The sequence below is a fragment of the Photorhabdus akhurstii genome (assembly GCF_018448925.1).
Classification (GTDB): domain Bacteria; phylum Pseudomonadota; class Gammaproteobacteria; order Enterobacterales; family Enterobacteriaceae; genus Photorhabdus; species Photorhabdus akhurstii.
Genome location: NZ_RCWE01000001.1, coordinates 543,114 through 566,291, shown reverse-complemented (window position 1 = coordinate 566,291; position 23,178 = coordinate 543,114). Strand labels below are relative to the sequence as shown.

Sequence of the window (23,178 nt, the reverse complement as noted above, 5' to 3'; positions counted from 1 at the left end):
CTTCACGGTAGAATAGATAAGATGAACATACAACAAAAATATTTTAACCAATAAGTTAATATAATTGAACGTAATCTTTAATTGTAATTATTCGTTTTCTTACATTCACATAATAAATGCAAATAATTTTACCTATACTATAAAATAACTTGCTTTATTTAAAAATAACTCATTAGGTGTCTTATACCCCAGTGTCTCACGTTGGCAATTATTTAGTTTATTCATACGAATCTTATTTCCTGTTCTATCACCGATGAAAAATCTGTGCTCTTTGGAAGATACTGACAAATCAATCCATTTGTGTTTTTATTCACTCTGCGTTCCCAAGAAGCATAAGGATGTGCAAAATAAACTTGCGTTCCTATCGTAGGATTTTCACCAGTTCATACCTTTGCTTAGCTTCTAATTCATACCATCATTGAGTATATTAAAGGATTATGAAACATTTCTTATGGACGATATGACATGGTTTCCGTTTATATGGATAAACAAGACAAAACCAAGCAGATAGCTGACTGGAAAATTTGGTATAACGACAAGAACAATGAACTGATGCTTACCAGCTATTTTGCTTCCGGAAAAAAATATACTCTGCCAATGACAAGATGTGCGGTCATCCCCACAAAAGCCACGAAAGGAAATCTTCTAATAATAAATGGTCAATCCATTATCACGGCTATTGAAAGTGCAGAAACCTACGGCAATAGGTTTACCGTCATCTATTATCCCGGAAGTAACAAACCTTATGTCATGAAAACGGATAAGATTGAAATTATTTCCGCAACGAACATCATGAATGAAGCGGTTTTTGACTATTTTATCGCTGTGGCAAAAGCACGTATCAACCATACCAAAGGAAATGACAAGCTCATTGCTGAGAACGTGCTACGCCAAATGGAAAAAATCACTCCCCATCCTGATACGGCGCTACATGCTTATTGTTTTGGTAAAAATCAAACTCGGAAGCCGACTCAACATTTTATTTATCCCTTTGGAGTAAATGAAAGTCAGTTAAAAGCTGTTGAACACGCATTTTCCTCCCAGATCAGCATTATTGAGGGACCACCGGGAACAGGGAAAACGCAAACCATATTAAACATCATTGCCAATATTTTGTTAAATCAAAAGACAGTGGCTATATTGTCCAATAACAACTCTGCGGTAGAGAATGTATATGAAAAATTATCCAAAGTGGGACTAGGTTATCTGGTTGCCAAATTAGGGAGTTCCGATAATAGAAATCTGTTCTTTGAAACCGGGCAATCCTCCCTTACAGGACAAATTGAGCATACCACTGATATTCAGGCTATTAATTCAACACTAAACAAATTAAAATTGCATCTCAAAGCTCAAAATCAGATAGCACTTCTACAGGCACAAATCGATGAATTATCCATCGAAAAACAATATCTAAAGCAGTGGCAAAATGAAAATTTAACAACAAAGCCAAAAATATTAGAGAAATATAAGTTACCACCACAAAAAACAACCGACCTACTTGCTTATTTAAACTATCTTGCAATGCGGCGTATTTCTTTTGCAAACAGAATTCAGCTCTTACTTAACTTCAGAATAGTACGTACCAAATTTCTAAATGATTGGGAGAAACGTAAGGAGTTCATTTACTCTCTACAATTCTCCTATTATGAAAATATGTTGCATCAAAAAACAAAGCTACTAGATAAGTATAAGCAAGAGCTACGGAACCACAATTTTAAACAATTGTTGAACAATCTAACAGATAGTTCGATGAAGTATCTTAAAAATCATCTACGTCAGCACATTCACCACCAGTCTACTTTCAGTGCACAAGATTATCGTAAAAGATTTAGTGAATTTACACGACGCTTTCCTATTATTAGCAGCAGTACGCATTCTATCATTAATTCTATCGCCAGAGGCGCTTTGCTCGACTATGTAATTATGGATGAAGCTTCACAACAGGACATTATTCCAGGTATTCTAGGTCTCGGCTGTGCTAGAAATATCATTATTGTCGGGGATAGAAAACAATTACCACATGTCCCAGTGAAACTCCAAATTACGCCACCAGATGAATTTTACGACTGCGTAAAATATAGCCTTCTGGACTCTTTTATCGGGATTTTTCAGAATAATATCCCCATCAATTTACTCAAAGAGCACTACCGATGCCATCCAAAAATCATTCAATTCTGCAACAAACAGTTTTATGATAATCAACTCATCCCGATGACACATGACAACGGTGAAAAGGCATTATCACTAATTACCACCGCCAAAGGAAATCACACCAGAAACTTATCTAACCTGCGAGAGTTGGAGTCGCTAAATAAAATCGGATGGGAAGCAAACCATGATATAGGCTATATTGCTCCTTATAATAATCAGATCAACCTTTCTCAGGAGCACCTGCCGGAAGGTATGATTAAGGCCACAACACATAAATTCCAAGGGCGAGAGTGTAATGAGATTATTTTCTCCACTGTTTTAGACAAGAAGTGGGATAGCCAAAAGAAAATTTCTTTCGTTGATGATCCGCATCTAATCAATGTGGCTGTATCCCGTGCCAAAAACAAATTTACGCTGGTGACCGGGGATAATGTATTTACCAAGAACAACCAAAGTATTGCTGCTTTGATTCGCTATATCAGATATTATGCAGATACCAAACAACTTCATGATAGCCCTGTCATTTCTGCCTTTGATCTGCTTTATGACGAATATGACAAATCATTAGAAAAACTAAATGCCAAGTTGCGTACAAGTGATTCCAGATTCAAATCGGAACAAATTGTTGCCCAACTGCTACGCGAAACCCTAGCTCAGGAAAGGTTCAATTCAATTAAATATCATCAGCAGATTGACCTGATTCAACTGGTTTCACTGAAAAACAACACATTTATTCCGCATGAATTGGAATTTATGAGAAATAGAGCCAGTTGTGATTTTGTTCTCTACTTCAAAATGGGGAAATCTCCTTTGGGAGTCATTGAGGTGGATGGTTATTATCATGATACTGCTCAACAGTCTGAACGTGACAATGTAAAAAATGCCATTCTGATAAAAGCAGGCATTCCTTTATTAAGATTAAAAACCATCGATAGCGATATTCAATGTAAAATAGCTGCTTTTATCACTGGAATCCTCGACAACTCCTTCATAACAACCGATTGAATGCAAATATTGCTTACTAAGTGGAGAAAACATCCGCGGTATCCAGATACATTTTTGAACTCATCCAAATTTAATTTAAAACCTTCTGTTGATTCAGAAGGTTATTAAAATTATCGATAAAATTGGAGTTGTTTTTATTTATCACCGACTCCCATTAATTAATATAATATCTTAATGTTTTATCATTACCCCATCTTTCATCAAGATATACTGATATTAAATATAAGTTTAACAGTGATAACTCGCAAAAATAATAAATCCATTCCAAAAAACAGAACCGATAATTACCTACACAATAAAACCACATTATATTCTTTAAGCAATGCCATACACCCAGCAACAGAATAAATAAGATGAACCATACAACAACAAAAATTCCAACCAATAAGTTAATATATTTGATCGTAATTTTCACTTGTAATTATTTTCACCTAATAAATATGAATCAAAATAAATCGACAAATAATTAATAATAAAATGCATTATTAGAAAATAAAAAAATAAATAGTAGAATAGTATAATGTAGGATTATTCAATAAAAACCTCACAAATTTTATTGAAATAGACTTTACATACTACATTTTTACACTATTATTAAAAGATTAGATATATATTTTTATCCATCGATTAAGATGTTATCGGTTTTCAGGAGCATATGTTTATCACATAAACAAAGCCATATATTATTGATATAAAATAAATTATAGTTTCTGAACCCAGAACTCAGGTTGAATAAAAAAATCAATTGCTTATCTAATAAATCCACAAAGGAAAGCAACCATGAAAGATATATTAAAAAATTCTGATCATAAAATTAAAGATATTCAGGAGTGGATAGAATACATTAAGCACAGAGGAGAAAAATATTCTAAAACGCAGCCACATTCAGATAACATTTTTATTCGTTTCCTAGAAATTGAGAATCTTTCTGATATACAAAGTCCAGCCAGTGTAGCAGCGACAAATACATACACACTATTCGCAAAGAAATCAGCCACATCAAATAAATATCCAGTCAGTGTCACTGAGGGGCTGCAAACTATCATCAATTTATGTCGAGTCGCATCAGGCTATGATCCATTGGAACCAGAAGGTAATGGCAATGCGGAGAAGTTCATAGCATTCACCGAAGAAATAGAAAAGGTTCCCTTTCTCTCTTTACTATGGGCAGACAAAAGTACGATTACTCAACAAAGCCATGACACAGATGTCTTGATCGATTCTTTTATTAAAGTCTTCCAAGGATTATCTCCTCAAGATAAAATTACCCTTAAGATTTATTTGAAAAAGTTGATTGATACCGCTTTATCATATGCCGATCAGAAGGAAAAAAAATCCAACCTGGTACAATATGCTCTGGCTAAAACCCCAAATGGAGTGTCACTCTTACTCTATTCTTTTGTATTGACAATAAAGAAAGTAGATAACAAAGGTACGATTAAATTTACATCTCATTATAATCTTTGCCAGGCAGAATATAATCTCAGCCAGAAAATATGGGAAATGACAAGATCGGTATTGGAGAAAGAAGATAAGATAACCATAGAATATTTAATCGATTGTATGACAACCAAAACGAAAGCATAAACTGAAAGCTTTCTATAAGTAGATTAATTGATTTATATCAATAACATCATTACCAATATGTTCTGAGATTATTCTCATTATAGTTATTCAATAAAACTATTAAACTCAATAAAAATACAATATATGAAAATATCACATAAACAACCATTTATCCGTGAGGAATAAGTTAAATTACATACCCTTAATATTTGATAGTGAAAAATATCCATCTATGGATATACTTAGTTTGCAAAAAAATATATTTAACATTCGTTAACAAAAATTTAAAACAAAAATTACCAAGCTAAAAAAGCAGTAATATTAAGTACATGATTATCGATTTATCTCACTGTTAATAATAGGGTTAAACATTGTTCCCTATTTTCAACAGTACCCTAACATTCAATCCCTAACTTAATAAATCTATTAAGGATAAAAATCATGGAACATATCTTAAATAATCCTGATTATGCAGTTAAAAAAGCCCAAGAATGGATAGAACATATTGAAAAAGGAGGAACAAGACTCCTTAACGATTGGGAACGCTCAGACAATATTATTATGGATTCTCCTGATGCTGGCGATTATTCCGATGTACAGAGCCCGGCTAATGGCGCAGCTACAGGAGATTATACACAGCTTGCAAAAGACTCTTCCACATCATCTAAAAATCCGTTAAGCATTACCGAAGGCTTGCAAACTGTTATTAATATGTGCCGTGCAGTCTCAGGCTATAATCCTTTAGATCCTCAAGGCCAGGGTAATAAAAAGAATTTCTTCTCATTTACAGAAGAGTTATCTGGCGTTCCATTCCTTTCTTTGCTGTCAACAAGCGTACAAAATGTTATTCAAAAAAGCCATGATGCAGATGTTTTGATCAACTCTTTCCTGGAAAACTTCTTAGGATTATCTAGTCAAGAGAAAGAGCAGATGAAAACCCCGCTGAGACAATTAGCTATCGCAGCATTATCCTATGCAGGTAGAAGACAAACTCAATCCAATTTCGTACAAAGTGTTCTTGCTACATCACCAAGAGGTGGCGTTTCATTCTTCTTATATTGGTCTGAGTTTTCAATCGTCGCTTACGAAGATGATAAAGGTCTTATCGAATTCAAATCTCATTACTTCCTGCCACAAGCAGAATATAACCTAAGATACGAATCATGGGTAAATGTAAGACCTGCATTCGAGAAAGCACAGAAGGTATCATTAGAAGATTGGATTGACAGTATGACCACTCGAAGAAAGAAAGGAAGTAATGTAAGAGCGCTTTGTATAGAATAATGTGGTGAAATAACCCCAAAATGGTGTCTGCAAAAAGGTCGTGGACACCATAAAGTTCATTGAATCCGCGATAAACCACAGTAATTATTTTTCGTTGACCCAGTTCTCAACGCGAAGGCCAGGAACTCGCTCGAATTCGCGCACATTATTAGTCACGATAATCAACCCTTGGCTTCTGGCATGCCCTGCTATTTGATTGTCATAAGCCCCTATACGTAAACCGCCCCGTTCAAGCTCTGCGATAATCTGACCGGCATGCACAGCAGCCTTACTGTCGAAATCCAATACCCTCAACCTAGCAACGAATCCCTCAATAATCTTCATATTGCTTTCTGGATTTCCCGATTTCTCTGCGCCTTTAATCAACTCCATCAATGTCACCGTGCTAATACACAACTGATCGTGATGGAGCAGAAAAGCTTCGCGCACTCTCTGGGGCTGGTTCTTGAGAGTGTAGATGCAAATACAGGTATCAAGCATGTATTTCAGCATCAGAATCCCTCTCGCTCTTGTACTGGCGGCTGCTCGCGTTCTACCATAAAATCGGCCGTAACACTAGGGCCATCAAACCAACTGTCCCAAGATTCACCAGCCGGAGTGATTATGCGAGTATGGCCTACAGCGATAACATCAACCCACTTCACATCTTCCGGAAAAGCGACAGCTTTAGGAAGCCGGACTGCCTGAGAACGATTGCTTTTAAATACCGTTGTTTGAACCATAAAATGTTCCTCATACAGGGATATACTTACTGTATATCCATGATAAGCACTAAAAAGAGCATGTCAACAAGATGTACCCAATTTTTCTTAATTAAACACTCTGAAGGTATTGGCTCTTATCTATATAAATCACTAAACAACTATAGCCAGAAACCCGCATCGTTATGCCTTTCCACATTCAGACAGTAAACTATGGCAAATATTGCCTAATGTTTGCATAGCATGTTCCATTTTCTGGTTCCAATCAAAAGAGGCATTCAGACGAAAGGCATGGTTAAACTGTTCGCTGGTACAAAACATACTCCCGGGTGCAATGCTGATCCCTTCTGCCAATGCCAGTTGATAAAGCCGCTGTGCACTGAACAGAGGCTCAAATTCCAACCAGAGAAAATAGCCACCTTTAGGGCAATTCACTTTTACTGAATCGGGCATATAGTCACCAATCGCTCGTAACATCAGGTGTTGACGTTGCTCCAATGTGCGACGAAGGCGGCGTAAGTGGTTGTCATATCCCCCTTCCGCAAGATAATCAGCAATTGCCAATTGCGTCGGCATGCTGGCAGAAACGGTACTCATCATTTGTAGCTGTTGGATTTTTTTGGCATGTTTTCCTGCTGCAACCCAACCTACCCGAAATCCCGGCGCCAGACATTTAGAAAACGAAGAGCAATGCATAAAGTTGTTTTCACTGTCCAACCCTTTCGCCGGTACAGGCCGTTGCTGCTCGAAATAGAGTTCACCATAAACATCATCTTCAATCAGCACCACCTGATTACAGTTCAGGATATGCACCAGCCGTAATTTACTGTCAGCGGACATCGTTCCCCCTAGCGGGTTCTGAAAGTGAGTCATTAACCAACAAGCTTTTATCGGGTATTTCTGAATCACCTCCTCCAGCGCATCCAAATCAATACCATTTTGTGGATCAGTTTTGATGGCTACCGCTTTCAAGCGCAAACGCTCAATGGCCTGCAAAGCGCCGTAAAAAGCCGGTGATTCAATCACCACCCAATCACCCGGCTCCGTCACCGACTGTAAACTAAAACTCAGTGATTCCATCGCACCAGCGGTAATGACAATTTCATCAGGAGAGACATGAATACCATGCATGGCATAACGGCGTGATATGTTACGGCGTAACTTATCATTTCCCGGCGGTAAATTGGCTAAAGCGCTATGCGGCGCTATTCGCCTGGCAGCAGCCGCTAACGCTTTGGAAAGTTTAGGTTGAATCAATAAGGATGGGTCCGGGAATGCTGAACCAAACGGAATAATCGCAGGATCTTTACACGCCTGTAATACATCAAAAATAGAAGCGCTTATTTCCACGCTTTCACTTAAATGTAATCGCTTTCCCCCTTTTGCGGCGGCAAAGGGTTGCAAACGTTTAGCGACGTAATAACCCGATTGAGGACGAGAAACGATCCATCCCTGACTCTCTAATAATTGATAAGATTGAACAACGGTCATTAAACTCAAACCTGATAACTTCACTGACTCTCTCAGCGAAGGTAATCTATCTCCCACCAGCCAGGTACCATCTTCGATATGTTGAAGAATTTGCCTGGCAAATTGTTCATAACGCTTCATCAATTCAGACCTCTTCCGCAAACTGTTATAGTTAATATACAGAAAACTGTCACTATTATAGTTATTTTTTTCATGCTTTACTTACCCGTATACATTTCCTGCCTTTATTCAAACTAAAAATAAGAGGTCACCATGTTTGGTTTAAGCGCCTTGGAACTGGCCAGAATTCAATTCGCGTTTACCGTCTCGTTTCACATTATCTTTCCGGCAATTACTATCGGGTTGGCCAGTTTTTTAGCCGTACTGGAAGGATTATGGCTGAAAACTCGGAATACCGATTACAAAGAGCTATATCATTTTTGGTCGAAAATTTTTGCCGTTAACTTCGGAATGGGCGTGGTTTCTGGTCTGGTTATGGCTTACCAATTCGGCACCAACTGGAGTTTTTTCTCTGATTTTGCTGGTTCGATCACCGGCCCGTTACTGACTTACGAAGTACTGACCGCATTCTTTCTTGAAGCGGGCTTTCTCGGCGTGATGTTATTTGGCTGGAATCGTGTAGGTGAAAAATTACATTTCTTCGCCACCCTTATGGTTGCGCTAGGTACTTTGATCTCCACTTTTTGGATACTGGCCTCCAATAGTTGGATGCAAACCCCGCAAGGCCACGAAATTGTCAATAATCAGGTGGTCCCCGTCGATTGGCTGGCCGTGATATTTAATCCTTCCTTTCCATATCGCCTGGCTCATATGTCTACTGCGGCCTTCCTCGCCTCGGCATTCTTTGTTGCAGCTTCGGCGGCATGGCATTTATTAAAAGGCAATGACTCGACAGCAATGAAAAAAATGCTATCCATGTCGATGTGGATGATCCTGATTATTGCGCCTTTACAGGCATTGATTGGGGATGCTCACGGTCTTAACACACTCAAGCATCAACCCGCCAAAGTCGCGGCAATGGAAGGCCACTGGGAAAATCTTCCCGGCGAAGCGACTCCGCTGATCCTGTTTGGTATTCCGGATATGGAACGGGAAGAGACGCGTTATGCCGTCGAAATTCCTTATCTCGCCAGTCTGATTCTGACTCACAGTATAGATAAGCAGGTTCCTGCTCTTAAGGAGTTTCCGCCGGAAGACAGACCAAACGCGCTTATGGTTTTCTGGTCATTCAGAGTGATGGTCGGCCTCGGTATGTTGATGATAGTTGCTGGTTTTTGGGGGCTTTGGTTGCGCTATAAAAAACGACTTTATCAGTCAAAAACCTTCCTGCGTTTTATATTCCTGATGGCGCCTTCCGGCCTGATCGCCATTCTTGCCGGTTGGTTTACTACCGAAATCGGCCGTCAACCGTGGGTCGTTTATGGTCTGTTACGCACCAAAGATGCGGTATCCGCACACGGTGAAATCCATATGAGCATCAGTTTGTTGCTTTTCATCGCGGTTTACAGCTCGGTATTTGGTGTGGGTTACGCCTATATGATGAAACTTATCCGCAAAGGTCCCAAAAAGGAGTTAAACAATGGGTATTGATCTACCGTTAATCTGGTTCATCATCATTGTGTTCAGCATCATGATGTACATTGTCATGGATGGTTTTGATCTTGGGATTGGGTTGCTCTATCCCACGGTTAAAAGTGATAAGGATCGTGATTTAATGATGAACAGCGTTGCGCCGGTGTGGGATGGCAACGAAACCTGGCTGGTGCTTGGCGGCGCAGGTTTATTCGGTGCTTTCCCTTTGGCTTATGCCGTTATACTTGATGCATTAACAATTCCCCTGACATTAATGTTATTTGGCCTGATCTTCCGTGGCGTCGCCTTTGAATTTCGTTTCAAAAGCGCGCCTGAGCATCGTCATATCTGGGACAAAGCTTTTATCAGCGGCTCTGTGATGGCGACGTTTGTTCAAGGCGTGGTGGTGGGCGCCTTTATTCAAGGATTCCCGGTGGAAAACCGAGCCTACGCCGGCGGCTATTTTGATTGGTTCTCACCCTTCCCCTTATTTTGTGGTTTTGGACTAGTAGTTGCTTACGCCTTGTTAGGCTGTGGCTGGTTAATTATGAAAACCGAAGGTCACTTACAACAAGAGATGTACCGTATCGCCCGTCCGCTCATTTTTCTGATGCTGACAGTTATCGCCATTATCAGTTTATGGACGCCATTCATTCATCCGACCATCGCTGCACGTTGGTTCAGTCTGCCTAACCTGTTGTTCTTCCTCCCTGTGCCGCTATTAGTGGTCTGGGCGGGCTGGAAACTACTACATTCAATCAAACGTCAGACTCATTACACACCGTTTCTATCAGCGCTATTGTTAGTTTTCCTTGGCTACAGTGGATTAGGCATCAGTATCTGGCCTAACTTGATCCCACCGGCAATTAGCTACGAAGCGGCGGCGGCGCCACAACAAAGTTTAGGTTTTATGCTGGTCGGCGCTCTACTTATCATCCCAGTGATCCTGGTTTACACCTATTGGAGCTACTACGTTTTTCGGGGGAAAGTTAATCATGAACAAGGCTACCATTAATCAAAACACGCCACGCCCTTCTGTATGGAAACGGATAGGTTGGATGGCAATGATCTGGTTATGCAGTGTGATGGCTCTTTTTGCTGTTTCCACACTATTTCGCCTGTTAATGACAGCAGCCGGTATGAAATTGAAGTAATTATTAACACTATTTAATAAATTGAGCTAAAGTTTTCATCAGTATTGCAGAACGGAATCTTAGCCTGATGAAAACAAGCTCAAATAACTCCATCTTCAAAAATCAAAAACTGTTTGTAATCAACTCTATTATAAATTTATTTTTACTTTTTATACTGTTATTGATTAACAAACCGTCGATCCCAGATTTAATTTTACCGTTATTGATAATGTTAAGCATTACAAATGTCTACTTCCTGATAAAAGTGGTACATAATTCTGCTCCTATTAAAGAATGGCAACATGCAAGATACAAAGCAGAAATTAACGCCCTGAAACAAAAAAATGGCTATTTGGATTTTCTCTGTCAAAGCCATTTCAAACTGCAAAATTGTAAACTGCTACCTGAAAAGCTTCAGGAGATTTTTTCCCACCTCAATCGCCTGATCCCTTTCTGTGAAGCCAAAATCATCTTTTATCCATCACAACAAGAATATTCCTTCCGTAATCCTCATCAATGCCCCTATTTCGATATGCCGCTTATTACGAGATGGAATTTAGATGACAATATTGATAACTATGGGACACTCTGGATAAAAACACACAGAAATAGTGATCTTACTCCCGATGAAAAAAGTCTGGTTCAAGATGTGGTAACTTTAATGACAAATAAACTATTACGGGAAAATCAGCTCCAATGCCAACACCAGAGTGTGTTAGCCGCAGAGAGAGCCGCTATTTCCCGTGAACTCCACGATTCCATTGCTCAATCCCTCTCTTTCCTTAAGATTCAAGTTAATTGCCTATATATCGGCAGTGATAATTTACCCAAGCAAAGTTTAACCTCGCTGAATATGATTAAAGATGAGTTGAATATTGCCTATCGCCAGCTAAGAGAATTACTGGCAACTTTCAGGAATGAACAACCTCAATGTAATCTACAAGAATCTTTACAGGACTTGATTAATGAATTTAACCACCGTCTAGGCTTCAACATTGAATTCAATTACCGCCTGACACATCAGCACATTCCTGACAGTTACAGCAAGCATTTGATACAAATCATTAGGGAGTGTTTGAACAACTGTTATAAGCACGCCGACGCCAATTGGATCAGTGTCCGCATTTACCCTATTGATGACAAAATTATTACAGTTGTTAGTGATAACGGTCAGGGTATCAATCTGGACTCCGCTAATAAAAACAAATTTGGCATGGCTATTATGCAAGATAGAGTTTCTATCCTGGGTGGACAATTACAGATAAAGAATCGAAAACATGGCGGTACAGAGGTAGAAATTCAATTTTCACTGGATTGAAAAAGGCGGATAAATTCCATTATCGACAGCAACGTAATTTGTTGAATGATAATAATTATCATTTTCTCTAATTGCTGTTACACTAACTTTGGCTTTATCAGACAATAACCTTCGGTAAATTTTCCAGAGGAATTTTACGTGACTAATAGCACAATTGAAGAAAAAAATATTTACCGTCCTGCACCACCGAGGCTTGTTCAGGTAAAAAATATTTTCGACGTAACACCTAATATGCGCAGCATTACTTTCACCAGCGAGTGTCTGGATAGTTACCCCACTGAATGTGAAGGCGGGCACCTAAAGATATTCTTACCGCTTCCGGGGCAGACCAAACCGGTATTACCGACTTTATCCCCAGAAGGCCCAATATGGCCACCGAGTGAACTGCGTCCCATTGTCCGTACTTACTCGGTTCGCGCCATCCGCACCGAACAAAAAGAGATCGATATTGAGTTCGCATTACACCACAATGGCGGCCCGGCGGTGGAATTTGCTTATAGCGCTAAAATCGGTGACTGGATCGGTATCACTAACCCCGGCGGCCCAGATCCATTACTACCAAAAGTCAGCCACTACTATATGGCTGGCGACCCAAGTTCCCTGCCTGCTATTGCCGCGCTCTTGGAAACAGTAAAACCAGACGCGACCGGGCAGATCATTATTCGTATCGAAAGTGAGCAAGATATTCAGGAATTAAAAAAACCGGCTGGAATAGCGGTTCACTGGATCACCGGTGATGTTGAAATAACTGACAAAATCGTATCTGAATTCAAATCCTGGTCATTACCAACAGAAGATGTCACTTTCTGGCTTGCCGGTGAAGATAAGCTGGTAAAAGAAATTCGTCGCTATATTCGCCGAGAAAAAGGCTATGAACGCCACCAGCTATATGCCATTCCTTACTGGAGACATGGCTTTGATGAGGAAGGTTATCATGTCCTGCGTCATGAAGTGATGGATAGCGACGATTAAGAACCTTATATATTTATATTCGCTTGATCCCCTCTCCTACTAAAATTCGTGGGTGAGGGAATCAACGATACGGATATTATCCGCAACATCACTTAAAACGAGGTTTTTAAAATCGAAGAAATGCGATTGACGATAATTCAATTTCTCTTGAGTTTGTAACATTTTGTTACAAATTTATTTTTTCGTGAATTAAAAAAATGAAAATTTTCCTTGCTATTCGCGGCGGGCATGTTCACCCACGATTTCACGCAGTACCGCCAATTCAGCTTCCAGTCAAGCCACGCGGTCAACTGCTGCGGGGAATAAAATATAAAAATTCATGATGGATGCTTGATGAGATGTAACTTATAAGAGACAATAAGTATAAGTCATTGTGATGAGGGCAGCTGAATGCCTTATACAACACTACGTTATCAGGACGGTAACAAAAAAGTTCCTTATACTGAATGGATAAGAAAACTTAGAAAAAAAGATCCCCGCGCTGCCGCTAAGGTTGACACTCAAGTATCCCGCGCATGTGCCGGAAATTTCGGGGATCACAAATTTGAAAGGGATGGTGTCTGGGCATTACGAATTGATTACGGGCAAGGCTACCGCGTTTATTATTCGATGGAAGCTGGACAAATAATCCTCTTACTCATCGGAGGCAACAAAGGCTCACAACAAACGGATATAGACAAAGCCGTTAATTACCTTAAAGATTTTCATGTGAGGATAAAAAATGACAGATAAAATCAAAATGAAAGTAGCCTGCGAAGCAGGTGACTCTAATATCCCAGCTTCAATCGATCACGATACTGCAATGATTGAAGAGTTGCGCGCCGATCCTGCATACGCTGAAATCTATTTACAGACGGCGTTAGAAGACATTTACGAGCCGGGTGGCGTTGGTGCGTTCCTTATTGCATTACGCCAGATCATTGAGGCTCGTGGCGGCGTTGGTGAGATAGCCAAAAAATCCGGTCTTGCCCGACAGCATATTTACCGCGCGTTATCCGCTAATGGCAATCCGACATTGAGCACTATTACTGAAATAACACGTGCAGCGGGAGTTAGATTAACCCCGGTCCACTATTCCTAATATGGTGCTGGTTTATTAGCGCCGATTTGTGGGGGGTTCATTCCTCAGCCCCACAAATCGGCCTAGTACTACAGCCGTAGATGTTGTGTAATAATACGCCAAGTTTTCACGCCAACATAGCGAAAGATTCGATGCAAATACCGTTGACCCTGTGGACACAGGAGCTGCATACATTACACGCCCGTTTAGCTCCCCTGTTTAAGCGCTCCGAACCACATTACTGGAAAATAAAGTAGCGCCACTAAGGTCATATCACCAGTTTATCCATATCCAGAATTAAACAATAAAGGTAAGGATTTAAAATAGGCGGAATAATCAAGGATTACGCCGTGAGGCGCTGTTACAAAAGTCCTCAACGGCGTATTTCCGCAATTTATTCACAATAAGCCAATAACGTTTTCTGGCACAATTGAGAACGAACGCAATCCTCTTGATTAAAATGGATAACACTGACGATTTCATCATCTGAAAATCTTTCCAGTGCGTCACGCAATCCTGATACGACTCCAACCGGCAAATCGCATTGACTTATATCACCATTTACAATCACAGTAACATTTTCCCCAAGCCGGGTCAGAAACATTTTCATTTGATTAACAGTGACATTCTGGGCTTCATCCAGAATCACAAATGCGTTTTCAAATGTTCTACCTCGCATATAGGCAAAAGGCGCAATTTCCACTTTGCCAATTTCAGGTCGTAAGCAATATTGCAGAAATGATGCTCCCATGCGTTTTAATAAAACGTCATAAACTGGTCGGAAATAGGGCGCAAATTTTTCAGCCATATCTCCGGGCAAAAAACCGAGATCTTCATCCGCCTGTAATACAGGGCGGGTGACGATGATCCTATCAATTTCCTTATTAATCAACGCATCCGCAGCCATTGCCGCACTGATAAACGTCTTACCGCAGCCCGCCTCCCCACTGGCAATAATCAATTTTTTATAGTTTATTGCGCGCATATAACGCCATTGCGTTTCAGTCCGTGGCAAAATTTCCGAAGTATCCCGGTTATCACGTGCCATACCAATGGCTTCTACGCCACCGAGTTGTACCAGAGAGGTTACATTATCATCCTGATAACATTGATGATGACGCAAATCCCTTTTCATCATCCGTTTTGCCTCTCGACGTGATTTAATCACTGCTTTCTGTCTACTCATAGCAGTATCACCTTATCGTTGTTTTCACCCATCCGGTGTCATATCACCGATATAATAACTACATTATTTCAAACAGATAGGCGCCTCCTTTTCGCTTATTCAGCCCCATAGAAAAACAATGGTAAAACCGTCGCATATATTAATGACTTTGATACTCCCACAGGTTCGCATATCATCGGAATATCAATCATTAACACTACTCACCATTATTTCTATTTAGTGAAAACTAACGAATCATTATGACAGTATAATGACAATTTCTAAGTTATGACAAACGCGCCAGAAGCTCTTGATTAAAAATCATCGACATTATCGTTTATTTATTTTTGCCAGAAACTTAATTCATTGAATAATATGACTTAATATTTACAATGATAAGCATTCATTAATATAAGCTAATGACTTAACATCATAGTAGCCATTATTGATTTGGCTACTATTGTATTGATACATTCAGTTGCCATCCGACAAAGAAGTTACTACCTGAAAGTACTCTTCTCCACCAGATGGCAACAATATTATTATTGATGACAACAGAGTAAATAGTTAATTATCTGTTTTGTTAAGTACCCTTACAGTTTCCAGCCAATCGAAAACCCGCATTTTTTGCTTCCGTTTCTGTTTTAAAATAGACCGCGTTCTTCTCCTGCATCACCTTATAACCTGAACAATGAGAAAAATGATAGATTTTGCTGTTGTTATTCCCTTTAATTAATCCTGTGGAGGATGCATCAGGTAACACCCGTTGTCTCTGGATATCTGTTTGACTATTTCTTTGCCCTGTTCTCTGCTCGTTTTTGGGAATGCCAGCAGCAGAGTTTTTATGCCACAATTGCCATTTTTGTTCACCGGTAACAAAAGGGTTATGATGCCCCATAACACCGGCAATTCGATTATCTCTCTCCCGCTCCCATTTACTCGGTGGATATTGACGATCCCAAGCGATAAATAATTGCTGTTGTTGACGGGACATAGAAAGATTGTAACGATCGTGCATATAAAAATTGATCCGCGCAACCTGCCCTTTTACTTCATTTCTAGGCTCGAATGTACGAGATTTAAAATCGACTTTACTGGTACAACGACCATAATCATTTGGCATATTTTTCGGTAACATTCCATAACCAAAATTACTACGATCGCCATTAACCTCGCCAATTGATGGGGCCAAATTATGCATATCGGATTCCATTGCCCTGAAAACCGGATCGGAAGAGACACAATTCTTCCTCCCTCCATTTTGCCAACATTGCCGCTGATGCCCAAAAACCCAGGCAGGAACAATATGTTCCCATTCAATTCGTTCAGCTCGATTCTGTTGTGACCTGACTTGATAACCACACGAAGAAAGAATTGCGCGTCCACCGCTCTTACCTGTCCATTGCCAATCGCAACCACAATAAAATGTCCCTTCTCCTGACTTAAATTGATCATGGTAAATGCGTTTACGCAATTCAACTTTAGCTTGTTCAAAGGTGGTCGGAGCGGCAAAAGAAGATAAAGGAGCAATTAAACTGAAACACCCAATATGAATTGTCCAAAAAATAACTTTACGTTTCAATGATAAACCCTACTTATGCAAAAATATCATTCTGATTTTACGCTTTTATGTTGCCTCATAATCGACCTATAAGACAAATATTATTTCTTTGCATTTCTTCTTAGCTTCTCTTTTAAAAAGAAAGGCTATTCAATGAACAAGTTGAGATATCACAAGATGGCCGTTATTCCATTATTGTGGAATGATTAATCGGGTATTATGAGATCGATATATAAACCATATGTTTCAAAAACAAGCGGTTATATCACTCACCACCGACATGAAAAAATAGAGAATGATGTTCAACATCGGCTTAAGATACAGGGCCGATATATGGCCCCGTCTTACTGCAATTTACTACCAGAAGCATTTATTACCTAGAAGCGCCGGTACTCTCCATTTCTTCCTGTAACTTCTTTCGTTTCAAGTTCCAGAGTGAATCTTCTGGCATTTGGACCCGAATATCTAAGCGGCAGGAATCGGGAATATCACAAGGCTCTCCATCTTGATAGAAGATCTTGTTGCCATTGTCATCAATAGATTTGAGTCGCCAATTTTGAAATCTCTCCGGTAAATGCGCATGTTGACGATGGAAAGTCTCAATGATAATAGAGCCGTCAGGTTGAACGTGATCATCAACAAAAATCAGTTCGAGATTATTGTTGTCGCGGGGAACGGAAATGCCCCCATTCACCCCCCAACCACCATCAGCGTTATAGCCCAAAATATTTAATACATGATATATGCCGGTTCCCTCTTTTATTACTTCTGCACCTTCGGATTCGTCATTAGTCGAGAATATGCCATCAGGGTAGATTTCTCTATTATCGGGGAGGCTACCTTGAGGTTTCCGTTGGCGTCTGGTTTAGCGTTCTTATCGTCCCAAAACTAATGAATTGACTATTTCCTTAATCAACTTTTGCGTCACTGCCAATGTATCACTATCACCAATTACATCGGTAAGTTGAACAATACCTTTTTGTGTTAATGAGGCACTGGGAATTTTTGCTGTGATTTTTTGTTCTAATGCTCGATTTAATTGCGCAGTAAGTTTAGCTATATCACCATCATCCAGAACATCATCACCAGATTGTGCCGCAATAAAATTAGCCACGACAGAAGCTATGGTTGACGATTGACGTAATACTTTATTTAACAAATGAGTGGGAACATCATTTGGTGGAAACCCACTCAGTAAATCCCTACTCTCTTCATATCATTCTTGACTCACTACATTAGCATTATTACTAGTAGAAAAAGCTTTAAAATCATTTTTACTCATATACCTTCCCCAAATTAAATAATGTTTATTTATAGTCAAAAATATTCAACATCTTAAAATATCCTTATTGACCTCCCTCCACTTTTGGCGAAAATAAATTTAAAATCGATAATTAAATCAATTTTACAAATCAGAGTTCATAGTTATATGGACTTTTATACGAATTTCTTTAATCAAAGCACTGATAAAAAACCAGTGCTTTGTTAATATCTGAGGATTATAAAACTTTAATGATATTATTCTTGCGGCTGTTCAGGCCAATCAATATCTGGCGCCGATGAAGCATCAACCCGACGCAGTAATACCAAATACTTTTTCCAATCTAACAATAGCGCTTTTTCCGCTTCCGATGCCATTTCAGTTTCAACCGCATATTGCAATACAGTGATGGCATCTTCAGCTTGCCGACGGAAAATAGCACGTTGTTGTTCTGCCTGCTCAATTTGACTGACTTTTTGAGCTTCAAAGTCCGTTACCCATTTTTCACCATCCCATTGATCAAAATCGGTGGACGGTTGCTCGAATGTTAATGTTTCTGGTAATTCACCCAGTGCAGCCACTTCTTCTTGCGCACCCGCTTGCGTGTTGTAAGCTATTTTTCCACGGTGGTCAGGAACAATTTCCCAATAACTTCCGTCCTCACTGCGACGCACAGCCATATCATCAGAATCGGGCAAGTCTGGCGCGTCTAAATAAGAGTGCGCTGACACACCTACACCTTCCGCAACATATTCTAAATCAGAGCCAGAGAATTCTCTCGAATAGGGATTAACATGATAAACTTTTATCCAGTCGGCTTGAATTGCTAATCCGTCTTCACCTAATACAGCGGTTTTAGTATCTAAGATATTTTCTTGTGTCATTATTATTCTGCCTTTACGATATTATTCTGCTTTTACGATATAGTTAAATGCGATATTACGGGGACGATTTTCATTCGCAGTAGGTACAACGCGAGAAGCATCGATTCCCAATTCACTAAATCGGTCCTGGGCCATAGATTCATATGTAGTACCGACATTAAAATGACTATTGGGGTCGGTTCCCGAAGTATAAAAAGCACCACCGGCGGTACTGAACATACGTGATGAAACTCCAACAGTTCGTCCGCTTACACTACCAATAATGTTCCTAATAGCATCCCTCTGATGAGTTAAAATTCCACGACCATTATCAACACCACGCCCATCATCCCAGCCACGAATAAACTCTCCTCTTAAATCGGGCAATCTGCCGTCAGGATAAGCTTCTGCTAACTTCGGATATTGTGATCGACTAAAAGCGGAACCATTACAAGTGAAATAACCGGAAGGTGGATGAGGCAACGGCCAAGGAATAGGAGAGCCAACAGGGGTGCTGGAAATATTTGAAACTTTCTGCTCTAAAGCTTTATCTAAAGCGCTATTGAATCGCACAGTAAGCTTAGCTATATCACCATCATCCAGTACATCCTCACCAGATTGTGTCGCAATAAAATTAGCCACAACAGATGATATTGTTGAGGATTGACGTAATACCTTATTTAATACATGAGTAGAAACATTCTCAGGTGGAAATCCCGTTCTTAGATTCTGACTTTCTTCATATTTTTCTTGACTCACTACATTAGCATTATCACTAATAGAAAAGGCTTTAAAATCATTTTTTTGGCTCATATACTCCTCTTACATTCAATAATATCATCCAGTAATCAATATATTAAATAATCGTACAGATAGCCTCTATCAATTGACGCTAATTATAGTCTAGTTCAGGAAAAGAATAATGAAATTTATTTTATAACTTATAGGGTTAATTATTTTTATATAATTGGCAGTAATAAATCATCCAACACTCCAACACATTGCAATAAAATACATCCAGATTTATTTGCATTTGTCATCTGTTACCTTATCTTTGCCATTTATAACTGCAAATCTTCATGATAATGTTTCCTACCTTTATTAAAACAGACGAAAAAATAACAATGACAAAAAAGACCACACTACAGCGTGGCCTTAAGCAAGGTAACTCACCAGTAAAAATTATTGTTTTTCAGCGAAAAATAATCTGTAAATTCCCCCGCCAACAATCCCACCAATAATCGGCATCACCCAGAAAAACCATAACTGCTCTAAAGCCCAGGTATTCTGGAATATAGCAACAGCCGTGCTTCGTGCTGGATTGACTGATGTGTTGGTAATAGGAATGCTAATCAAATTAATTAAAACCAGCGCCAAGCCGATTGCTAATGGTGCAAAACCCGGAGGTGCTCGTCTATCTGTCACACCAATTATGACAATTAAGAAAATAGCCGTTAAAACAATTTCAGCTACAATAGCTGATTGAAGTGAGAATCCACCCGGTGAATGCTCGCCAAAACCATTTGATGCAAAGCCACTCGTAGTCGCATCAAAACCTACCTGCCCACTGGCAATAACATATAATACTGCCGCGGCAAGAATACCACCGATAACTTGAGAAATAATGTAAGGAATAATTTCTACTGCCTTGAAACGACCACCAGCCCAAAGACCAATTGTTACAGCGGGGTTAAAATGCCCGCCAGAAATATGCCCAACAGCATATATCATCGTTAATACTGTTAAACCAAATGCCAAAGATACACCGACAAAACCAATCCCTAATTCAGGAAATGCAGCAGAAAATACAACACTACCGCATCCCCCAAAAACCAGAACAAAAGTTCCAAGCAATTCAGCTGCTAATTTTCTTAACATGTTTTGTCCTCATCCAGTTATCAAAACGAGTCACCTTGCTGAAATTAACTATAGCCAATAAATTAAAATCATGCTTATTTTTACTATAACCGTATAAGCCACTGATTTTTGTGGTATCTTTGCCTGATATTCACTTCAAACCGTGATTTAAAGCAACATCTATCCTGTACAGATCAAGTTTTCGGTGAAAAATGGATAACTTAAAATCAATTATCGCCAAAATAAGTTCAATATTCTGTTTTAACAATAGAAAAATCCGATGCAAAATACCTGCACCGGATTATCACGTCAGTATTGAATAACATAATACCTATTAAGCAACGAGTACTATGTGAAAACTGGTTTTTTCACTGCTGAACAAGTCATTTATCTGACTACCAAAACTGAAATATTTGCATATCCGACAATCCCTGAAGCGTTTGAACCCAATAAATGGGTGGAAATATTAGGTCGCCGGGAACCAATAACAATTAAATCTGCTTTAATCTCATCTGCTGTCGATAATACTTTATCCCTCGGTGATCCAAAGGCTACGGAGAAAGAGACTCGCTCTTTTGGCAAGTCTATTTTCTCAGCCACTTTTGACAATTCCTCTTCTGATCTTGCAATAGATTTCTTGGCAAAAGAGTTGAGCAAGTCATATTGGTAACTATAACTAATTGAAAATCTTGATATATCAGGAACGGCATGGAAAAGATGTATATTAGCATCAGATAACTTCGCCAAATACTCTGCATGTGCAATCGCTTTATCGGTCAATTCATCTTCTGAAATATCTACCGGTACTAAAATCGTTTTGTACATACGCACTCCTATATTTATATACCAAACCTAACTACTTTAATGAGTATATAAAATATTCCATTATTTGTTGTGAGTTGTTTAACTAAATCAAACAAATTACAGTATAGCTCTATTTTCAATCACTCAGAGTCAAGATGCCATTTATGCAATATTCGATGAATGAAAGGCGTTACAACAAGCCCCAAGGTAATAAAGAACACACTTTCCAAAAATACCCCATATATCGCAATAAAATATTTACCGGATAAACTAACAGGAGCGGGATCTAAACCCTGCGATCCCAGCATAGATAAAGCGTTAAGCAGAGATTCAGAAAATGTATGCCCTTCTATCAGGTAGAACCCCAGGACACCTGGAATTATCCCAATAAAGAAAAACGTTGCAGCAATAAGGTAAAAACGTACCACCCGCAGTAAGAAATGGTCCAAACGAATCAGTTTATCGGTAAATTTTTCCATAATCATTGCATCCTCAACAATTCTACGAAACTTTATGCAATCTCAATGAAAATGAAGTCAGAGCAAATTTAGTAAAAATAGAGCAATACAGCCTTAACTAGAAAATATCTAGCAAGCCATCCGAAGATGGCTAGCCAATCTCTACCATTACGTTTCAATTACCTTATCTGATAACCAAAACAGATGTTGTCGAATATTTAACAACACCAGATGCATTAGATCCTAGCAAGTGCGTTGTAATATTGGGCCTTCTAGAACCAATAACAATAAGATCAGCATTAATTTCTGTCGCTGCTGCTGTTATTTCATCTCTTGGCGACCCAAATGCAATGGAATAGGATAACCTGTCATCAGGAAAATCGATGGTATCAAGCAGCGTTTTCAAATCATCTTCGGCTTTAATTGTCGCTTTATCCTTAATTTCATCATATCCCAACGAATATGCATTAACAATTGCTGATGAAATTGGCAGTACATGAAGAATATGGAGCCTCGCACCTGTTTTTTTCGCCAAAGACAGTGCATGCTTAACCGCTTTACTCGTTAGTTCATCTTCTGAAATATCTACCGGTACTAAAATAGTTTTGTACATACGCACGCTCCTATATTTACATACCACATTTACATACCAAACCAGACTACTACATTTAGTATACTCTATATCCTGTTAATTACTATGAGTTATTCAACTATATAGATGCAATGATAAAAATCAAGAAAATCACTTATATTTCATATCGATATAAAGACATCACCCATACCATTCACATAGAATTAACATTTATAAAAGTAAAAACTAATCATTATCATAACAATGAATCTATTATTGTTTGTCATCAATGATGATTACATTACTTATCTGCAAAAGAAAAAGTTAATTGATACCTTTTTTCAATATATCATTCTGTATATAACGATAAAATAACAATTATAAT

Annotated in this window: 22 protein-coding genes and 2 pseudogenes; 10 read left to right on the top strand and 14 right to left on the bottom strand. The window is 39.0% G+C overall.

The window, feature by feature from the left end:
* Positions 1 to 132 precede the first annotated feature (132 nt).
* Positions 133 to 359: pseudogene (locus EAE93_RS24290) on the bottom strand (transposase); the annotation flags it as partial.
* A 106-nt stretch (positions 360 to 465) separates the two neighbouring features.
* Between EAE93_RS24290 and EAE93_RS02565 the strand changes: the two are divergent.
* From EAE93_RS02565 to EAE93_RS02555, 3 genes are all read left to right on the top strand, one after another.
* Positions 466 to 3,156 (top strand): AAA domain-containing protein, encoded by a 2,691-nt coding sequence (locus tag EAE93_RS02565; protein WP_214039006.1) that lies wholly within the window; start codon positions 466 to 468, stop codon positions 3,154 to 3,156.
* Positions 3,157 to 3,936: 780 nt separating this feature from the next.
* Positions 3,937 to 4,743 (top strand): hypothetical protein, encoded by an 807-nt coding sequence (locus EAE93_RS02560; protein ID WP_036814208.1) that lies wholly within the window; start codon positions 3,937 to 3,939, stop codon positions 4,741 to 4,743.
* Positions 4,744 to 5,163: 420 nt separating this feature from the next.
* The gene (locus tag EAE93_RS02555) at positions 5,164 to 6,006 is read left to right on the top strand and encodes a hypothetical protein (protein WP_040152636.1); all 843 of its coding nucleotides are present in this window, start codon (positions 5,164 to 5,166) and stop codon (positions 6,004 to 6,006) included.
* An 84-nt stretch (positions 6,007 to 6,090) separates the two neighbouring features.
* Here the strand turns inward: EAE93_RS02555 and vapC are convergent, their stop codons facing one another.
* The 3 genes from vapC to EAE93_RS02540 all read right to left on the bottom strand — a co-directional run bounded on the left by vapC (position 6,091) and on the right by EAE93_RS02540 (position 8,318).
* Entirely contained in the window at positions 6,091 to 6,498 is a 408-nt protein-coding gene (gene vapC / locus EAE93_RS02550; RefSeq protein WP_214039005.1) for a type II toxin-antitoxin system tRNA(fMet)-specific endonuclease VapC, read from the bottom strand.
* The gene (gene vapB / locus EAE93_RS02545) at positions 6,498 to 6,728 is read right to left on the bottom strand and encodes a type II toxin-antitoxin system VapB family antitoxin (RefSeq protein WP_214039004.1); all 231 of its coding nucleotides are present in this window, start codon (positions 6,726 to 6,728) and stop codon (positions 6,498 to 6,500) included. Before vapB ends, vapC begins: the two co-directional genes overlap by 1 nt.
* Positions 6,729 to 6,890: 162 nt before the next feature.
* The gene (locus EAE93_RS02540) at positions 6,891 to 8,318 is read right to left on the bottom strand and encodes an aminotransferase-like domain-containing protein (RefSeq protein ID WP_214039003.1); all 1,428 of its coding nucleotides are present in this window, start codon (positions 8,316 to 8,318) and stop codon (positions 6,891 to 6,893) included.
* A 132-nt stretch (positions 8,319 to 8,450) separates the two neighbouring features.
* Between EAE93_RS02540 and EAE93_RS02535 the strand changes: the two genes are divergently transcribed.
* The 7 genes from EAE93_RS02535 (at position 8,451) to EAE93_RS02505 (ending at position 14,274) form a co-directional block, all read left to right on the top strand.
* Entirely contained in the window at positions 8,451 to 9,788 is a 1,338-nt protein-coding gene (locus EAE93_RS02535; RefSeq protein WP_214039002.1) for a cytochrome ubiquinol oxidase subunit I, read from the top strand.
* Positions 9,778 to 10,785, top strand: coding sequence for a cytochrome d ubiquinol oxidase subunit II (cydB, locus tag EAE93_RS02530; RefSeq protein WP_214039001.1), 1,008 nt, complete (start codon positions 9,778 to 9,780; stop codon positions 10,783 to 10,785). Before EAE93_RS02535 ends, cydB begins: the two co-directional genes overlap by 11 nt.
* Complete coding sequence (locus EAE93_RS02525; RefSeq protein ID WP_071647063.1) at positions 10,766 to 10,924, top strand: DUF2474 domain-containing protein; 159 nt, start codon at positions 10,766 to 10,768, stop codon at positions 10,922 to 10,924. The genes cydB and EAE93_RS02525 overlap by 20 nt, the downstream gene beginning before the upstream one ends.
* 208 nt (positions 10,925 to 11,132) lie before the next feature.
* On the top strand, positions 11,133 to 12,221 hold the full coding sequence (locus tag EAE93_RS02520; RefSeq protein WP_229000842.1) for a histidine kinase: 1,089 nt from the start codon (positions 11,133 to 11,135) through the stop codon (positions 12,219 to 12,221).
* A gap of 138 nt (positions 12,222 to 12,359) precedes the next feature.
* Positions 12,360 to 13,193, top strand: a complete 834-nt coding sequence (locus EAE93_RS02515) for a siderophore-interacting protein (protein ID WP_040152623.1) — start codon at positions 12,360 to 12,362, stop codon at positions 13,191 to 13,193.
* 390 nt (positions 13,194 to 13,583) lie between these two features.
* A complete protein-coding gene (locus EAE93_RS02510) occupies positions 13,584 to 13,925 on the top strand; it encodes a type II toxin-antitoxin system RelE/ParE family toxin (protein ID WP_036814197.1) in 342 nt (113 codons plus the stop codon).
* Positions 13,926 to 13,932: 7 nt separating this feature from the next.
* The gene (locus EAE93_RS02505; protein ID WP_088776107.1) at positions 13,933 to 14,274 is read left to right on the top strand and encodes an addiction module antidote protein; all 342 of its coding nucleotides are present in this window, start codon (positions 13,933 to 13,935) and stop codon (positions 14,272 to 14,274) included.
* Positions 14,275 to 14,647: 373 nt separating this feature from the next.
* On the opposite strand, the gene phoH is transcribed toward EAE93_RS02505, so the two are convergent.
* The 10 genes and pseudogenes from phoH to EAE93_RS02460 all read right to left on the bottom strand — a co-directional run bounded on the left by phoH (position 14,648) and on the right by EAE93_RS02460 (position 22,835).
* Positions 14,648 to 15,439 carry a phosphate starvation-inducible protein PhoH gene (gene phoH / locus EAE93_RS02500; RefSeq protein ID WP_036775400.1) on the bottom strand — a complete coding sequence of 264 codons (792 nt, stop codon included), beginning with the start codon at positions 15,437 to 15,439 and terminating at the stop codon, positions 14,648 to 14,650.
* A gap of 562 nt (positions 15,440 to 16,001) precedes the next feature.
* Positions 16,002 to 16,985 (bottom strand): endonuclease, encoded by a 984-nt coding sequence (locus tag EAE93_RS02495; RefSeq protein WP_415186273.1) that lies wholly within the window; start codon positions 16,983 to 16,985, stop codon positions 16,002 to 16,004.
* A 367-nt stretch (positions 16,986 to 17,352) separates the two neighbouring features.
* Positions 17,353 to 17,742, bottom strand: coding sequence for a phage tail fiber protein (locus tag EAE93_RS24285; protein WP_462806107.1), 390 nt, complete (start codon positions 17,740 to 17,742; stop codon positions 17,353 to 17,355).
* A 126-nt stretch (positions 17,743 to 17,868) separates the two neighbouring features.
* A pseudogene (locus EAE93_RS24280) lies at positions 17,869 to 18,261 on the bottom strand (tail fiber protein); the annotation flags it as partial.
* 236 nt (positions 18,262 to 18,497) lie between these two features.
* On the bottom strand, positions 18,498 to 19,124 hold the full coding sequence (locus EAE93_RS02485) for a tail fiber assembly protein (protein ID WP_214038998.1): 627 nt from the start codon (positions 19,122 to 19,124) through the stop codon (positions 18,498 to 18,500).
* 21 nt (positions 19,125 to 19,145) lie between these two features.
* The gene (locus tag EAE93_RS02480; protein ID WP_214038997.1) at positions 19,146 to 19,916 is read right to left on the bottom strand and encodes a phage tail protein; all 771 of its coding nucleotides are present in this window, start codon (positions 19,914 to 19,916) and stop codon (positions 19,146 to 19,148) included.
* Positions 19,917 to 20,285: 369 nt separating this feature from the next.
* Positions 20,286 to 20,981, bottom strand: coding sequence for an aquaporin Z (gene aqpZ / locus EAE93_RS02475; RefSeq protein WP_036775408.1), 696 nt, complete (start codon positions 20,979 to 20,981; stop codon positions 20,286 to 20,288).
* Between the two features lie 366 nt (positions 20,982 to 21,347).
* Entirely contained in the window at positions 21,348 to 21,785 is a 438-nt protein-coding gene (locus EAE93_RS02470) for a universal stress protein (RefSeq protein ID WP_036775410.1), read from the bottom strand.
* A 119-nt stretch (positions 21,786 to 21,904) separates the two neighbouring features.
* Positions 21,905 to 22,243 (bottom strand): hypothetical protein, encoded by a 339-nt coding sequence (locus EAE93_RS02465; protein WP_040152609.1) that lies wholly within the window; start codon positions 22,241 to 22,243, stop codon positions 21,905 to 21,907.
* A gap of 163 nt (positions 22,244 to 22,406) precedes the next feature.
* Positions 22,407 to 22,835 (bottom strand): universal stress protein, encoded by a 429-nt coding sequence (locus EAE93_RS02460; RefSeq protein WP_036775411.1) that lies wholly within the window; start codon positions 22,833 to 22,835, stop codon positions 22,407 to 22,409.
* Positions 22,836 to 23,178 lie beyond the last annotated feature (343 nt).

Bases quoted from the DNA above. Each gene is read 5' to 3' on its own strand.
- vapC (WP_214039005.1), bottom strand. From the start codon at position 6,498: ATGCTGAAATACATGCTTGATACCTGTATTTGCATCTACACTCTCAAG.
- phoH (WP_036775400.1), bottom strand. From the start codon at position 15,439: ATGAGTAGACAGAAAGCAGTGATTAAATCACGTCGAGAGGCAAAACGG.
- EAE93_RS02555 (WP_040152636.1), top strand. From the start codon at position 5,164: ATGGAACATATCTTAAATAATCCTGATTATGCAGTTAAAAAAGCCCAA.
- EAE93_RS02565 (WP_214039006.1), top strand. From the start codon at position 466: ATGGTTTCCGTTTATATGGATAAACAAGACAAAACCAAGCAGATAGCT.
- EAE93_RS02460 (WP_036775411.1), bottom strand. From the start codon at position 22,835: ATGTACAAAACTATTTTAGTACCGGTAGATATTTCAGAAGATGAACTA.
- EAE93_RS02465 (WP_040152609.1), bottom strand. From the start codon at position 22,243: ATGGAAAAATTTACCGATAAACTGATTCGTTTGGACCATTTCTTACTG.
- EAE93_RS02480 (WP_214038997.1), bottom strand. From the start codon at position 19,916: ATGAGCCAAAAAAATGATTTTAAAGCCTTTTCTATTAGTGATAATGCT.
- EAE93_RS02560 (WP_036814208.1), top strand. From the start codon at position 3,937: ATGAAAGATATATTAAAAAATTCTGATCATAAAATTAAAGATATTCAG.
- aqpZ (WP_036775408.1), bottom strand. From the start codon at position 20,981: ATGTTAAGAAAATTAGCAGCTGAATTGCTTGGAACTTTTGTTCTGGTT.
- EAE93_RS02525 (WP_071647063.1), top strand. From the start codon at position 10,766: ATGAACAAGGCTACCATTAATCAAAACACGCCACGCCCTTCTGTATGG.
- EAE93_RS02540 (WP_214039003.1), bottom strand. From the start codon at position 8,318: ATGAAGCGTTATGAACAATTTGCCAGGCAAATTCTTCAACATATCGAA.
- vapB (WP_214039004.1), bottom strand. From the start codon at position 6,728: ATGGTTCAAACAACGGTATTTAAAAGCAATCGTTCTCAGGCAGTCCGG.
- EAE93_RS02535 (WP_214039002.1), top strand. From the start codon at position 8,451: ATGTTTGGTTTAAGCGCCTTGGAACTGGCCAGAATTCAATTCGCGTTT.
- EAE93_RS02485 (WP_214038998.1), bottom strand. From the start codon at position 19,124: ATGACACAAGAAAATATCTTAGATACTAAAACCGCTGTATTAGGTGAA.
- cydB (WP_214039001.1), top strand. From the start codon at position 9,778: ATGGGTATTGATCTACCGTTAATCTGGTTCATCATCATTGTGTTCAGC.
- EAE93_RS02470 (WP_036775410.1), bottom strand. From the start codon at position 21,785: ATGTACAAAACGATTTTAGTACCGGTAGATATTTCAGAAGATGAATTG.
- EAE93_RS02505 (WP_088776107.1), top strand. From the start codon at position 13,933: ATGAAAGTAGCCTGCGAAGCAGGTGACTCTAATATCCCAGCTTCAATC.
- EAE93_RS02510 (WP_036814197.1), top strand. From the start codon at position 13,584: ATGCCTTATACAACACTACGTTATCAGGACGGTAACAAAAAAGTTCCT.
- EAE93_RS02520 (WP_229000842.1), top strand. From the start codon at position 11,133: ATGTTAAGCATTACAAATGTCTACTTCCTGATAAAAGTGGTACATAAT.